We start from the raw sequence: 14547 nt of genomic DNA on the forward strand, positions 1-14547 counted from the left end.
TGTAAATTGTTCATCTTGATCTCCCCAATTGCTAAGAAAGCCTCGTCATCCCCTTTAATGGCTTTCCTAACAATTTCAATTGTCTCCACTCAGTCACCCCCTTGTCTGCTATACATATTAGACATCGCAAAGCCAATAAAGTTCATTTGAATATAATTTTTGTTGAAGGATAAATAATGGCCATAAAAAAAGACATCTCTATTTACAGAGACATCTTACATTTTTAGCGGACATCCATCGGTTCCTTAGAAAGGTTTTTGCTCATTTCTGCGTATTGAACAAATACACGAGCAAGCTCTCTTAAACGATCATGTACATCATTATCGATAATGACATTGTTTTCATCAAAATGACTTTTATGTGTGTAAACATAATTAGGTGTTACTAGGCATCTAAAGTAATCTAAAATTGGTTTGAGCTGATTTTCTATGACAAGATGATGTTGGTATGTTCCACCATTGGCAACGATTGATACTGGTTTATAACGCATGGATTTGGGGTGAAGAAAATCAAAGGTATTTTTCAGTACTCCTGGTATAGAACCTTGGAAAATAGGTGATGCGATAATGAAACCATCTGCTTGGTCAAATTTACTCACCAATAGTTTCATGTCATCATTGTAGTTTTCAAAGGGACGTCCATCTACAAACTGATGTTCATAATTTGAAAGGTGAATAATTTCTAAAGTGTACTCTGAATTGACTTCTTCTATATAGTCCTTCACTTGTTCTAAGATGACACCAGTTTTCGTACCAATTACCGTTCCGTCTACGAGTAGAATTTTCATCTTACAAAAACCTCCTTATTCGTCCTTTATTGTATCAAAAAAAGACGCTAAAATTGTAAAATGAGATCCAATTTATCAAAGTTCATCCTTTTGACGGAGAGGTTATGACGCTTTCGGACATTTTAATTTTTTTCAGAAAGCTTAATCTTTCGAAGTATCTTTATCAACAAAAATATCCTCTCGATTATCCCAATTAAACAACTCTTCCCGTGAAATGGGCTCTACTTCCACTGTCTCAAATGGCTTGGCATTTAAAATGTCCAGTGGTTTATAGACGTTTACATTATTCTTTGTATTATGTAATGCATAATGGTACATAGCAAAAGCCAGCTGTTCCCCTTGAATAGAGCGAAGTCTTTTAAACGGCCCTATTAAAATAGGATTTAAAAGTTTGAAAACACCTTCTGATAGGCGCTCCCCTAAACGAAATTCTTCTCGATTTCCAGTAAGCAACGAAGGTCTATAAATGAACAGATGCGGTAGGTCTATTGCTAATAACCCCTCCTCCAATCTGCCCTTCACTTGACTATAGAAAAAAGGTGACTTTTTACTGGAGCCGATTGCCGAGATAACGTGAAAATTTGGAATCCCACGTTTTTTGGCTAACGAAGCAATTCTTAATGGATATTCTAAATCTACTCGTTCAAAATTTTCTTTTGACTTAGCTTTTTTCATCGTGGTACCTAGACAGCAAAATAGATCGTCTGCAATATCTAAATCGTTTTCTTCTAATTTATCAAAATCCTTAACCTGAACATCAAGTTTGGCATGCTTATAAGCAAAATCTCTTCTTACTATTACTGATACTGCAGCATATTCTTCACTTTCACATAGTTGTTTTACTAAGAATTTTCCAGTAAAACCAGTAGCACCTACTACTATAGCCACTCTTTTAGCCATTTTACTTCCCCCCTTTTGTCATAAGCACCTGTCCATTTCCATACACTTAAAAGATAACTATTGGAAAGGAAGATGTAATATGAAACTAGCTTATATATTAAATACACTGCCACATCGTGGACTTTATCCTGCTGATCGTGCAGTAGCATTACTTTCTTCATTAAAACCAACTAACTTCGAAATTTTTGTGCATAACTCTAATACAAGCCTCATTCAATATTTAAAAAAACAGCAAATCCAACCTCTTTTGTATAGAAATAATTCACACCTAATCGAGGAAATGAAAGTTTTTGATCCTACTTGTATTATGCATGATGGCGGAAATTCGGAAAAGGATCTTATCCGTCGTTTAAAAATGTTCAATAGTACGCTTATTCATTTGGACGACCATGGAGATGGTGGGACATTGGCTGATCTTGTCATTCAATCATTGTATGAAAATCCAAAGGACTTAACTAAAGAGCAATATGTATTTGGTCCGCTTGGCTATATTCCAACCAAAAAAACGGTCTATAAAAATAATAACACGATACAGGATCCCCCGCATATTATCGTAAGTTTTCCGCATGAAGATCCCGAAAATTTAACTTACCGAACTTTAAGACATCTTGTACAACTTCATATTCCACTTCAGATTAGCGTATTAGTGGACGAACATTACAAGCATGATATACTCGAACTGAAACGATTTGCACTTACACGCAAATCGATAAAAATTGTCTCTACGTCAGAACCTGAAACATTCCTTCCAAACGGTGATATAGTAATAACTTCCGGAACATATATGCCATTCCTAGTAGCCCAATTTCAAATTCCTTGCATCGTTCTTTGTGCACACGAAGATGAAGTTAACTACGCATTCCCTCAGGAAGGACATGGCTTCGCAAACCTAGGACTTGGTAGAAAGATAAAACAATCTTACCTTCAAAATGCGGTGATGGAAATTATCCTTCATGATAATAGAAGAAACGCCTTTATACAAAAGCAGAAACGTTTTGATTTTAGTAATAACTTAGTAGAATTAGTCAAACTGATTGAACAAACCATTGCAAGTTCGAAAGAGGAACAAGAAATCGTACGCTAGGTCCTTTTTTATGCTACAATGAATGCAAAATACTGAAGGTGATCGATGATGACAAAATCACAGCTACAATCAGAAATTGCTGAGCTAAAATTGGACTATATTAACTTGCAAGGTGATATGGAAAAGTTAGAGTCAAATGGCCATCCTACTCAAGTTGAAAATGCTGAACGTAGACTAGCAACAATGGAAGAAAAACTTGCAGAACTAAACAAACAGCTCGCGGAATTATTATAATCCGCAGAGCTTTCTTTTTGGAGGAAATAGATACATGAGCTTATTAGTAGAAAATTTAGGACATACATTCGGAGATCGTACCCTATTTAAGGATGTTTCATTTCGCTTAGTCGAGGGTGAGCATGTTGGACTTGTAGGTGCCAATGGTGTTGGAAAGTCAACATTAATGAATATATTAACAGGTGAAATCATTCATGACGAAGGACGTGTAGAATGGCTGCCAGGTACCCATTACGGTTACTTAGATCAGCATACTCGTCTACAACCAGGACGTACAATGTTTGATACACTACGCGATGCTTATTTACCGCTTTATAAAAAAGAAGCAGAGTTAAACGAAATTATTGGAAAAATGGCAGAAGCTACTCCCGAGGAGCTTGAAGTGTTATTAGAGCAAATGGCGGACATTCAAGATGCTTTAGATGCCGGTGACTTTTATTCGTTAGATATGAAGATAGAAGAGGTTGCTAGAGGTCTTGGGTTAGATGCTGTTGGTTTAGATCGACCAGTCGAAGCACTTTCTGGTGGTCAGCGTACAAAGGTTTTACTTGCAAAGCTATTATTAGAAAAACCTAAAGTTTTGCTATTGGATGAGCCTACCAACTATTTAGATGAAGAGCATGTAAACTGGCTTTCCAATTATTTAAAAAACTATCCACACGCATTTTTATTGATATCCCATGATACTGAATTTATGAATGGTATCGTAGGCGTTATCTTCCAGCTAGAATTTTCGAAACTGACAAGATACACCGCATCTTATGAGAAATTCTTAGAGCTTGCTGAACTAAACAAAAGACAGCATATTGATGCTTATGAAAAGCAGCAGGATTTCATTAAAAAACAAGAAGATTTTATCGCCAAAAACAAAGCACGATACTCTACGACTGGACGAGCAAAATCTCGTCAGAAACAACTGGATCGAATAGAACGAATCGACCGCCCGGAAACGGCAGCCAAACCAGAGTTTAGTTTCAAGGAATCTCGTAGCCCTAGTCGCTATGTTGTAGAAGCAGAGCACTTGGAAATCGGTTACGACAAGGCTTTACTACCTCCATTGACTTTTTCCATTGAGCGTGGCGAAAAAATTGCCTTAGTCGGAATGAACGGAGTCGGTAAATCGACTTTGCTTAAAACAATTCTTGGAAAAATACCTCCTTTAAACGGAAAAGTAACACGTGGCGACTTTTTAACTCCTTGTTATTTCGAACAGGAAGTAAAAGCTGGAGATATCACACCGATTGAAGCTATTTGGGAAACATACCCAAGCATGGGACAAGCACAGGTACGTGGTGCTTTAGCTCGTACTGGACTAAAAAGCGATCATATCTCTCGTCCCCTTTCAAGTTTAAGCGGTGGCGAGCAAGCTAAAGTTCGTCTATGTAAATTAATGATGGAAGAAACAAACTGGTTAATCTTTGATGAGCCGACCAACCATCTGGATATTCATGCGAAAGAAGAGTTAAAACGAGCTATGAAAGAATTCAAAGGTACAATTGTGCTAGTAAGCCATGAACCTGAATTTTATGAGGGGCTTGTTACAAAAGTATGGAACGTGGAAGAATGGTTCTCTACTGGTAAAGAAGTTATTAAAGAGTAGCATTTTGCTATATTATTACAGAGTAGATTTTTTAGGATGCTGTTGGTTGTGACATCGGTCACAACCAACAGCATCCTTTTTTTCAGTATTTTTGTGGGCTTGTCTCTCCTACGCCTTCTTCAACCCTTAAAAACAAGTAAGTGCAATTTTGGATAAGGATAACTAGAGAAAGTATACTGGTATCCACCTGATTCCGCATCGCTACTCTAGCTTCGAAACATGAAAGGCGTTGAACGAAAATCAGTAGTATTATTCATTCTAAAAAATATGTTTAGCCTATGCACATTGTTTAAAAAAAGCCTTCCAAAGTGGAAGGCTCAGTTTGACGACAAAGGTATTTTTATAAATGGATATGAATAGTAATAAATATTCATAAGGGTTTTATTCATCTTATTAAAAGTAAGATATTGAATACTCTATTGGAACTGTTTATAAGGCAAGGTCCACCACGAAGACTCCTGTGGGAATAGCTTGAGCTGAAGACCCCGCAGGAACGTAGTGACGAGGAGGCTGAAGCCAAGCCCACGGAAAGCGAAGTGGTGGGCATTGCCAAGTTTAATATTCAACTCTATACATCTAAAATTAAGTTTGTCTACAGTCTGAGCCTTCTAAAGTGGAAGGCTCTTACTTTCTACGCAAGTACTAATGAATCTTTTGCAAATTCATCATTCATGATTAGTTCCTTTAAACGCTGTTTAGCACGGAATAGTCTAGATTTTACTGTGCCAATGGACACTTTCATTACTTCAGCAATTTCGATTAATGAAAATTGATGTACATAGAAATACATAACTGTTTTTTGATAGATGCTATCCAATTCGCTTACTTTAGAACGAATCATTTCACCAACATCTTCTTTTTCTAATTGCTCTTCAACGGATAGAACATCCGCTGCTATTAAGTCCAGCAATGAAATATCCAATTGTTCTGGCTGATTGGCTACATATTTACTACGTCTAACTTGTTTGCGATAGCGATCACGAAATGTATTCATACAAATGGTAGTTAACCATGCTTTGACATGATCTACTTCTTTCATATAAGATTCGTATCTTACGACTTTTACCCAAACTTCTTGCATTAAGTCTTCTGCTTCTGTTTGATTTTTTGTTAATTTCAATGATAAATAATATATGTAACGGTTATATTGCTCGTAAATTTCTTCTAATTGAACCTGCATGTTATTTCCTCCGCTCGGCTTTTCTTTCTTGTTAACTCTATAATGCCAAACTTTAACCTTACCCTCCATCGTATTCTCTTTCAGAAGAATTACAAAGGTGTAAGCCAAAATTTAGGAGGATAATAACTATCCATGGCCCTACTCTACTTTTGTTCCACTCTTTTTTACATAATCGTCTTCAACCAATACTAGTTAACTCAGAAAAAGACTGTAGAAAAACTAGAGTTCCTCTAGTTCAACTGCAGTCAAAGAGCCATATGAAAGTCATTACTTATAAAAGTTCCCCTTATCCACCCTCACGAAATGAAAATCAGTACGCGGTAGTTAATTGTTCTAGATAACTTGTACTTGTGTGACAGTACTGGGTGTAACTTGTATTATGAGGAGTTGAACCTCGAGGTTACCCCGAAACCTCTGCCGGTAAGTCCGACTTGACCTGTCGGAAGGTTTGTACTCGCCTTCACATTTCGCTACCAACTTTCGACTATTCGATTACATTAGTAAGCCAATTAATTTCTTGTATTTTAGTATCCAACATTCGATGTTTTCGGGATAGTTCATCCACATATTTCTGCGTATCTTTTACATTAATTGTTGTGATAGATTTAATCTCGGTTCTAGAGTATCTTTCGTGTTGCATGGCAGCAACATCCAGTAAAGCACTATATATCTTCCTTTCTTGACCAAGTAAGTCTCGTTCCGTTAAGGCATCGGCAAGAGATTGTTGCTCACCAAAAGTAGTCAGTAAATTGGTCCGATTTATATTTTTTATAAGCTGTTTTAAGTTACTAAATATTTGATTCAGTTCTTTTGTTAATTCATAAGGATCCTCGTTCGGGGTTTCCCCTTCTTGTATTTTAGCATTTTGAAGTAATCTATTTCTCAACTGTTCAATCCGCTTTTGGTAATCTGATCGGACTATTAGAGCTTCTCCTAATTTCATGCTTATCTCCCCCTATATAATAAAGCTATTCGCTTTTCAATAGGGTAAGTCCTCTTTTTCATGAAAAAAATACCTTTGCTATTTAACGCCAAAAAAAACAAGAGGCGATTAATCCTCTTGTTTTTCGGTCTCCGGTTCAGTTACTTCTTCTCTTTTTGTAATAGTCAATTTAACTATGCGACTACGATCCATTTCATTGATCTCGACCATTAGATTTTCATAGGCGAATTGTTCATTCTCTTCTGGCACATGCCCTAACTGATCTAAGACAAAGCCACCTATCGTTTCGTTTTCATTCACAATTGAAATGTTGAATAGCGAATTGACTTCTTCAATTTCCATTCTACCTGCACAGACTAAACGGCTTTCTGTCATCTCATGCACAAGAATTTCTTCGTCATTATCTGTTTCATCTTCAATTTCTTGCCCTATCATTTCTTCTATTAAATCTTCATGCGTGACGATACCAAGTGTTCCGCCATATTCATCTAAAACAACAGCCATATGTTTTTTGCGAGTCAGCATCAATTTAAATACTTTCTCCACACTTAAAGTTTGTACGACAAATAATGGATCTTTATCGATAAATGTATCAATCCCTACAGAAGTATCCATAGACCATTCGATAAACTTTTTTGAGTAAAACATACCAACAATAGTATCTAAGCTATCGTCATACACAGGATACCTAGTATAATGGTGCTCCAAGATGGTATCTCGAACATCTTCATATGTAGCTTCCATAGGAATACCAACTACTTCTGTTCTATGAGTAGATAAAACATCAGAAACGTCCTTATTTGGAAAATCCAGCATTCCTTTAATACGTTCTGATTCGTCGTCTTCAAAAGTTCCGTCGGTTGAAGCAAGATCAACCATCGACAGTAACTCTTCTTTCGTAATTGTCGTCTCTGTTATTGCTCCTTTTGAACCAATGCGAATAAATAGATTCGTTATTTCAGCTATAAACGCGGTAATTGGACGCAAAAGGATAACAAGGAAACGTATCAGTGGTGACACCACATATACAACCCGATCCGAAAATGTTGCGGCAATTGTTTTAGGAAGTACTTCACAAAATAAAATAATAAAGACGGTTAATATCGTGATTGACCAGCCAATATGCCATGCAAAGTGTTCTGCGATTAATATTAAAATGACAGCCATACTTATATTGGCTATTGTATTCCCTACTAAGATAGTAATGATCATACGGTCCGGCTTTGATAGCAGTGCAAGTAGTTTCTCCGATTCTTTGTCTCCTTGTTCTGCTCTTAGCTGGACCTTCGTCCTATTAACTGTCATTAACGCCGTTTCACTACCTGATAGAAAAAGCGATACAAGTATTGAAATAGCAAAAAGTACAAATTCTATGTACAAAATTGTTGCCTCCTGTGAGTATTAAATACGTTCATATGTTTCTTACTACTATATCATATTGTGATTTTAGTTGTCACAAAACTAATATCGATCATGACTAATTATACCGAGTATAATGATAAATTATGCTATACTATTTCTATTCACGAAACTTTTTGAAAAGAGGGATTGTAATGAGTCAACTAACTACATTAGACCATTATTTCACAGAGAAAAGAGAAGAACATTTAGAAGAATTGAAACAATTTTTACGTATTCCAAGTATTTCTTCTTTATCTGAACATAAAGCTGATATGCAAAAAGGTGCCGAGTGGCTTGCGGATTCTCTAACTAAAGCAGGTTTAGACAATGTGGTAGTCGATAAAACTAGTGGCCATCCCGTCGTCTATGCTGATTGGTTACATGCAGAAGGTAAACCTACTATGCTTATATACGGACATTATGATGTTCAACCAGTAGATCCACTTCACTTATGGGATAGCGAACCATTTGAACCACAAGTGAGAGCCAATAAATTATATGCTCGTGGGTCAAGTGATGATAAAGGACAAGTATTTATGCATGTAAAAGCTATTGAAGCACTTCTTCAAACAAATAAATCCTTACCAGTAAATGTTAAGTTTTTAATAGAAGGTGAAGAAGAGGTTGGTAGCCCTAATCTGGAAGAATATATTGAAAATAATAAAGCAAAACTTTCAGCAGACGTTATTGTCATATCTGATACGGGTATGCAAGGACCTGGTCAACCGGCAGTGTGCTATGGGTTACGTGGATTATGTGGTGTTCAAATTGATGTCAAAGGTGCAAAAGGCGATCTTCACTCTGGTCTCTATGGTGGCGGTGTTCAAAACTCCATCCACGCACTAGTTTCTATCTTGGAATCTTTCCGTGATGCAGAAGGAACCATTGAAGTAGAAGGTTTCTATGACAATGTTCGTCCTTTAGCTGATGAAGAAAGAGAAGCTTATGCTTCCCTTGGCTTCAATGAAGATGATTTGAAGGCCGAAGTTGGTGTCGATGAATTATTCGGTGAAAAAGGCTTCACTCATTTAGAACGAGTGTGGGCACGACCTACTTTAGAGATTAACGGTGTCTTCGGAGGTTTCTCGGGTGAAGGTATTAAAACAGTGCTTCCAAGTGAAGCTGGGGCAAAAATAACTTGCCGCCTAGTCCCTGATCAAGATCCAGATGAAATTGTTGCTAAATTAAGAGCACATATTGAAAAAAACAAGCCAGTTGGAGTTGCTGTTACCCTTACAGAATTCGATAAAGGTAAGCCGTTCATCACTCCTTTCGACCACCCTGCTATTCAAGCTGCTGGGCGTAGTTATGAAAAAGTGTATAACGTTCCTACAGCATATACTCGTGGCGGAGGATCTATTCCGATTGTAGCTGCATTTGATGAAATTCTTGGACTTCCAGTCGTATTAATGGGCTTCGGATTATCTTCAGAAAACTTCCATGCACCTAACGAGCATTTCCATTTAGAAAATTTCGACCAAGGGCTTCGTGTAATTGGTGATTATTATTTCGAGTTAGCTGAGCTTTCAAAAGAAGATTTAAAAAAATAACTATGAGAACACATGGATCTTCTAATCCATGTGTTTTTTTATATAAGAGGGTGTTATGGATACAGCTAGAGTTAGTTTTAACTCCCGTAAGCTAAGTTCATTGAACTCAGTAAGCACGGTAAATTTTTATGCACTAAATATCTAAAAAAAGCGAGTGAGAGACCTATGCCTCTCACCCGCTTTACTTTTAGTTATTCTTTTTTCTCAAAAATCGTTACTAGATCTTCCACGCCCTTGCGATCTCTTGGTTTTGGCATTTCATCAAAGTATCCGACTTGTAGCATACTAATAATACGTTCCCCAGGTTGAATTCCAAGTGTTTTTCGGAACAATGGATTATCTAAATATCCTGGCGTTTTCCAACAAGATCCAATACCATGATCCCAAGCTAGTAATTGGATGTTTTGTACAAGCATGCTTGCTGCTGCATAATCCTCTAAACGTTCTTTTTGACGAGCATCCTCAGGAACTACAACAAAGACGTAACCTCCAGGAGTAGTAAATTTCTTCATTTGCTTTTCTAAGTCTTCTTCAGAAAGCTCATTCCATTTTGGAATTGCAAATTCCTTAAGTACAGTATATAAATCTTCTAATTCTTTCCCACATGCCACGATAAATCTCCATGGCTGTCTCAATTGATGGTTGGGCGCCCAAACAGCATCATCTAAAATAGATAACAACATTTCTCTATCTACAGGCTGTCCATTAAATAATTTTATAGATCTTCTTTGAATTATCGCATCTCGTACTGTCAGTGATTGCACCATTTACTATTCCATTCTCCCTTTTCACTAATAGTTATTTTCTCCATCATACCAATTTAATCATTTATAAGAAAGTGACTTGATTTTTTCCGTTCGACTTAGAAGCGTATAAAGCCTGATCTGCTCTTTTTACAAGCTCTTCTTTATGAACAAACGAATGATTTTCTGTAGAGGATACCCCAATACTAATTGTGATATAGGTCGAGTTAGAACTTTGCTCATACTTTTCTTCCTCCACTGCCAGACGAACATTTTCTGCAAACTGGATGATCTCTTGAACAGAGTAATCCATTAGAACAATAGAAAACTCCTCCCCTCCGTATCTAGCAACAAAACTATTTGGTATACAGAGATCGTTCAAAAGTTGAGCAAGATTAATCAACAAATGGTCCCCTGCAACATGTCCTTTTTGATCGTTATACAATTTAAAGTTATCCACATCAATCATTAAAACAGCTAATAGCTTGGTAGACAATCGTGCTTCCTCGAAATAGATAGTCAAATGTTCTTCAAAGTACCTCCGATTATATATACCAGTCAAACCATCTAGTAAAGTCAATCGCTCTAGTTCTTCATTTTTTTGATTGAGCTCTTCCGTTCTGTCTTTTATCTTTTCATCTAATGATAAGTTCAATTTTTTCAAATCAAAAGAAAGTTCCTCCGCTTCATTTAATTTTAGCGCAAATTCACGACTTAAATTGATCGACTGTATTAATACATAAAAAAAGAATCCAATAGTCACAAACGGAAGAGATTCGATAAAGTTCAAAGATGCGAATACATCATTTACAACTGATGCAAAGAATACCATGATTGCTATTAAATTAACGAGTGCAGTTGGTCGCTTCCTCCTATAGGCTAGTAGAACAACGTATAGATTATAAATCATATATATTCCCAAAATGATAAAAACATATTCTAATAAAGAACTATAAAAACTTGGCTGCGACACTAAAGTGAGAACTATGCATACTAACGAAATAATTACGCCAATTAGTACTGGCGTCTTCTTCATTTCTTTTGGATACATGGACTTTCCTAACAGTAAGTAAAGTAAAAACAATAAATAAATTGAAATTATCTCTATACGATGTCCCCAGATCCATGGAACCTCTGTAAATATCTTGTTGTAATAGTATGGCATTTTAAAGAGCGAGTATATGGCGATCACAATATTTATCAACCCAAAATAAAGGAAGACCTTCTCCTTTCTTCTGAACAAGTAAATAAATATTTCATAAACGCCCATTATTAGAATACCTCCAATTATAAACATGGAGGTTGCAAGTTGAATATTGTGACTATACATTACTTTCTCAGGTGTCCCTATATAAACTGGGTTAAATGCTCCACCAAATTTGTGTGTAAAATTAGAAACATGTAATACGATATTTATTTCCCTATCCCTTGGTGTAAAATAAACTAAACGATCGGAATATTCCGGAATACTTGTTTCTTTACTATTTCCAGCATACCCATTAGCTGCTATTCGCTCTCCATCTACAGTGAGCGTATAAGAGGTTCCCTGATTGACGGTAGTAATCGCTAAAGTATTCCCTACTTTGTCTACTGGTAAAATCACTTTCAAATAATATGTACCATAACCATGTGCTGTATAAACCGAATCCTCCCAGTAAGATGGTACATTTATGTTAGGTGGATTCATTTTTTTCGTACGTTCTTTTATATCGCTTTCATTCAGTAACTCTTCCCAAAAAAACTCCCATTCTCCATTGAGAGGTATTTTGTTGTTAGCTGAGAAATTATCGTTAGATAAAACTAGAACTCCATCTTTTGCTTTAGGTAAATTATTTTCGGAGTTCGTACAAGATGCAAGTAAAAATAATAACGGAATACATAACAAATATAATTTAAGCTTCAAAAAGTATTCCCCCCTTTACTAACAAATAGAATATATATTGAGGTGACAATATGCTCTTATATTGGTTATTAAGTTATATAGTCGGTAATTTTCTTTCAGCATGGTGGATTGGCAAATGGAAAAAAGTCGATTTAAGTAAACAAAGAAGTGGAAATCTTGGCGCAAGAAATGCGGGTGCTGTGCTTGGTAAATCTGCATTTTTCCTTACCTTCTTGGGTGACTTTTTAAAAGGTGTCCTTATTATTTATATCGGTTTTTATCTTCAGTATCCACTGGAATATATAGCCGCTGGCGGCCTAGCAGTAATTTTAGGACATCTATTCCCTTTTTGGTTAAAAGGGCGTGGGGGTAAAGGGATTGCCACGTTCATCGGTGTCTCCATGATTATACAACCACAATTGTTTGGGATGTTAGTCCTTTGTTTTCTCGCTTTAATAATGCTATTCAGAAGTGCAACCCTTAGTATGACTGTTGCATTTAGTGCATATGCTATTTTAATATGGATAATTCCTGCATTTTATTTTCTTTGGCCGGTTTCTATTGCCATTATCATTATTCTCATTCGTCACCGCTTCGACATTGTAGAATCTTGGGAGGAAAGATGGTGGAATAAGAAAGCATAATACTATTACTATCATAGTATTTTCCTTGATTATACAATTATAAAATCTGTATTCGTATGATATAATTACTATTATTTAAATACTAAACAAGATAGGATGTTCAAAATGACTATGAATAAAATCGCGTGGTTAATCGATAGTAGTGCGTACTTGAGCAACACACTAAAAGACCACCCCGATGTATACGTAATCCCTATCAACATTCATTTTGGATTAGAGCAGTTTGTAGATGGTGTAGATCTTACACACGAACAACTATACGATCGTATACGAAATGGAACAGCGTCTATTAAAACTTCTCAACCTTCCGCAGGTGAATTTGCTCTGTTGTATGAAAAATTAGGGAAAGAATATAATTCTATCATAGCAATTCATGTCTCTAAAAGTCTTAGCGGAACACTTTCTTCCTCTATTAGTGGAGCTGGTATCGCACAAGTTCAAGTTGAATTTATTGACTCCCTTTCCTTATCTGCTGGGATTACAGGATTAGTTGAAAGAGGTCTGCAATTACAAGAAGCAGGTCAATCATACCAGGAAATTGCAGCAGCATTAAGAGGAATGGTATCGAAGTTTCGCAACTATATTCTAATAGGAAATTTAACTCAACTATATAAAGGTGGAAGGCTAAGTAGTGTACAATTCTATTTAGGAAGCCTCCTTAAAATAAAACCTGTTATTCAAATTACTCCACAAGGAGAGCTTAAGGAATTAGATAAGGTACGTTCTCATAAAAAAGCAATCCAGTATCTCATCAATAAGGCAGTTGAAGCCTCGGTAAATGATGGTTTACAACATGTATATATAATGCACGCGAATGCCGAGCAGCAAGCAAATGATTTAAAAGAAGCCATTTTACAACAAGCACCACATTTACAGTTTACAATTGGTGAGATTAGTACATCCCTAGCAGTACATGCTGGAGAGGATACAGTTGCGTTACTATGGTATTTGTAGGAACTAAACAAGATATAGCTCATATTAAAAGACTTCCGAATATCTATTTTTCGGAAGTCTTTTGACAATTATTATATTATTTTTACCGAAAGTTTTCGCATTAAAACTTATCTTTTATATGGAAAAATATATACTTCGTCCTCGGTGTATGTGCATAAGAATCCTCGTAGTTCCAGTATCTATTGCGGCTATTATTTGTATGGGCATTAACGTAAGGAACACCATTTTGAACACTTGTTACTATGGTCGAGTGATCATATCTGCCATCGCCTTGGAAATCATAAAAAATAAGATCCCCTGGGAGTAACTGATCAGGCGAATTTACTTGTGTTGCTTGCAAACCCTTTGTAGAGCCTGCTAAGTACCAACGCAATGAATGCGGAGTGCTCCAACTCAAACTCCATGTTTCACTGCTCAACCACCACCCTCTCTCCCTGTTGGGTTGCCCTCTCATTGGAGCCCCTCCTGCAAACAGGCATTGTGAAATATAATTAGTGCAGTCCACATCGAACATTGGAAACCTTGGATTATTACTGTTCCACCATTTCTGTGCATAGGCTACTGCAGCCTCACGATTGTATGTCGCCAATTTTCATCCTCCTCTATTTTGTTTATATGATTAAACAGGAAATATATGCTAGTATG

At 36.4% G+C, this 14547-nt stretch carries 14 protein-coding genes; 6 read left to right on the forward strand and 8 right to left on the reverse strand.

Annotation, left to right across the window (positions count from 1 at the left end; translation table 11 throughout):
- Positions 1 to 223: 223 nt before the first annotated feature.
- Complete coding sequence (locus tag BM260_RS05445) at positions 224 to 787, reverse strand: NADPH-dependent FMN reductase (RefSeq protein WP_093535889.1); 564 nt, start codon at positions 785 to 787, stop codon at positions 224 to 226.
- Positions 788 to 928: 141 nt separating this feature from the next.
- Entirely contained in the window at positions 929 to 1687 is a 759-nt protein-coding gene (locus BM260_RS05450) for an NAD-dependent epimerase/dehydratase family protein (RefSeq protein ID WP_093535891.1), read from the reverse strand.
- A 79-nt stretch (positions 1688 to 1766) separates the two neighbouring features.
- Here BM260_RS05450 and BM260_RS05455 point away from each other — a divergent pair, with 79 nt between their 5' ends.
- The 3 genes from BM260_RS05455 to BM260_RS05465 are packed head-to-tail and all read left to right on the forward strand — an operon-like array spanning position 1767 to position 4605.
- Complete coding sequence (locus tag BM260_RS05455) at positions 1767 to 2771, forward strand: hypothetical protein (protein ID WP_093535893.1); 1005 nt, start codon at positions 1767 to 1769, stop codon at positions 2769 to 2771.
- 45 nt (positions 2772 to 2816) lie between these two features.
- Positions 2817 to 3005, forward strand: coding sequence for an SE1832 family protein (locus BM260_RS05460; RefSeq protein WP_175496208.1), 189 nt, complete (start codon positions 2817 to 2819; stop codon positions 3003 to 3005).
- 34 nt (positions 3006 to 3039) lie between these two features.
- A complete protein-coding gene (locus tag BM260_RS05465) occupies positions 3040 to 4605 on the forward strand; it encodes an ABC-F family ATP-binding cassette domain-containing protein (RefSeq protein ID WP_093535897.1) in 1566 nt (521 codons plus the stop codon).
- Positions 4606 to 5236: 631 nt separating this feature from the next.
- Here BM260_RS05465 and BM260_RS05470 read toward each other — a convergent pair.
- The 3 genes from BM260_RS05470 to BM260_RS05480 form a co-directional block, all read right to left on the reverse strand.
- Complete coding sequence (locus BM260_RS05470) at positions 5237 to 5785, reverse strand: RNA polymerase sigma factor (protein ID WP_093535899.1); 549 nt, start codon at positions 5783 to 5785, stop codon at positions 5237 to 5239.
- A gap of 484 nt (positions 5786 to 6269) precedes the next feature.
- Positions 6270 to 6728, reverse strand: coding sequence for a DIP1984 family protein (locus BM260_RS05475; RefSeq protein WP_093535901.1), 459 nt, complete (start codon positions 6726 to 6728; stop codon positions 6270 to 6272).
- A 108-nt stretch (positions 6729 to 6836) separates the two neighbouring features.
- Entirely contained in the window at positions 6837 to 8108 is a 1272-nt protein-coding gene (locus BM260_RS05480; protein WP_322788064.1) for a hemolysin family protein, read from the reverse strand.
- Positions 8109 to 8281: 173 nt separating this feature from the next.
- Here BM260_RS05480 and BM260_RS05485 point away from each other — a divergent pair, with 173 nt between their 5' ends.
- Positions 8282 to 9679: a dipeptidase gene (locus BM260_RS05485; protein WP_093535903.1), complete on the forward strand. Its 1398-nt coding sequence runs from the start codon at positions 8282 to 8284 to the stop codon at positions 9677 to 9679.
- A 191-nt stretch (positions 9680 to 9870) separates the two neighbouring features.
- Here the strand turns inward: BM260_RS05485 and BM260_RS05490 are convergent, their stop codons facing one another.
- Together BM260_RS05490 and BM260_RS05495 are read right to left on the reverse strand one after the other, a co-directional pair.
- Entirely contained in the window at positions 9871 to 10446 is a 576-nt protein-coding gene (locus BM260_RS05490) for a nitroreductase family protein (protein WP_093535905.1), read from the reverse strand.
- 61 nt (positions 10447 to 10507) lie between these two features.
- Positions 10508 to 12325, reverse strand: a complete 1818-nt coding sequence (locus BM260_RS05495) for a sensor domain-containing diguanylate cyclase (RefSeq protein ID WP_093535907.1) — start codon at positions 12323 to 12325, stop codon at positions 10508 to 10510.
- 50 nt (positions 12326 to 12375) lie between these two features.
- Here BM260_RS05495 and BM260_RS05500 point away from each other — a divergent pair, with 50 nt between their 5' ends.
- Together BM260_RS05500 and BM260_RS05505 are read left to right on the forward strand one after the other, a co-directional pair.
- On the forward strand, positions 12376 to 12948 hold the full coding sequence (locus BM260_RS05500) for a glycerol-3-phosphate acyltransferase (protein WP_093535909.1): 573 nt from the start codon (positions 12376 to 12378) through the stop codon (positions 12946 to 12948).
- A gap of 105 nt (positions 12949 to 13053) precedes the next feature.
- Positions 13054 to 13902: a DegV family protein gene (locus BM260_RS05505; RefSeq protein ID WP_175496209.1), complete on the forward strand. Its 849-nt coding sequence runs from the start codon at positions 13054 to 13056 to the stop codon at positions 13900 to 13902.
- 100 nt (positions 13903 to 14002) lie between these two features.
- On the opposite strand, the gene BM260_RS05510 is transcribed toward BM260_RS05505, so the two are convergent.
- On the reverse strand, positions 14003 to 14491 hold the full coding sequence (locus tag BM260_RS05510) for an amidase domain-containing protein (protein ID WP_093535911.1): 489 nt from the start codon (positions 14489 to 14491) through the stop codon (positions 14003 to 14005).
- Positions 14492 to 14547 lie beyond the last annotated feature (56 nt).

The organism is Psychrobacillus psychrotolerans, from assembly GCF_900115805.1.
Taxonomy (GTDB): domain Bacteria; phylum Bacillota; class Bacilli; order Bacillales_A; family Planococcaceae; genus Psychrobacillus; species Psychrobacillus psychrotolerans.

Bases quoted from the DNA above. Each gene is read 5' to 3' on its own strand.
- BM260_RS05450 (WP_093535891.1), bottom strand. From the start codon at position 1,687: ATGGCTAAAAGAGTGGCTATAGTAGTAGGTGCTACTGGTTTTACTGGA.
- BM260_RS05485 (WP_093535903.1), top strand. From the start codon at position 8,282: ATGAGTCAACTAACTACATTAGACCATTATTTCACAGAGAAAAGAGAA.
- BM260_RS05500 (WP_093535909.1), top strand. From the start codon at position 12,376: ATGCTCTTATATTGGTTATTAAGTTATATAGTCGGTAATTTTCTTTCA.
- BM260_RS05475 (WP_093535901.1), bottom strand. From the start codon at position 6,728: ATGAAATTAGGAGAAGCTCTAATAGTCCGATCAGATTACCAAAAGCGG.
- BM260_RS05465 (WP_093535897.1), top strand. From the start codon at position 3,040: ATGAGCTTATTAGTAGAAAATTTAGGACATACATTCGGAGATCGTACC.
- BM260_RS05490 (WP_093535905.1), bottom strand. From the start codon at position 10,446: ATGGTGCAATCACTGACAGTACGAGATGCGATAATTCAAAGAAGATCT.
- BM260_RS05470 (WP_093535899.1), bottom strand. From the start codon at position 5,785: ATGCAGGTTCAATTAGAAGAAATTTACGAGCAATATAACCGTTACATA.
- BM260_RS05455 (WP_093535893.1), top strand. From the start codon at position 1,767: ATGAAACTAGCTTATATATTAAATACACTGCCACATCGTGGACTTTAT.
- BM260_RS05460 (WP_175496208.1), top strand. From the start codon at position 2,817: ATGATGACAAAATCACAGCTACAATCAGAAATTGCTGAGCTAAAATTG.
- BM260_RS05445 (WP_093535889.1), bottom strand. From the start codon at position 787: ATGAAAATTCTACTCGTAGACGGAACGGTAATTGGTACGAAAACTGGT.
- BM260_RS05505 (WP_175496209.1), top strand. From the start codon at position 13,054: ATGACTATGAATAAAATCGCGTGGTTAATCGATAGTAGTGCGTACTTG.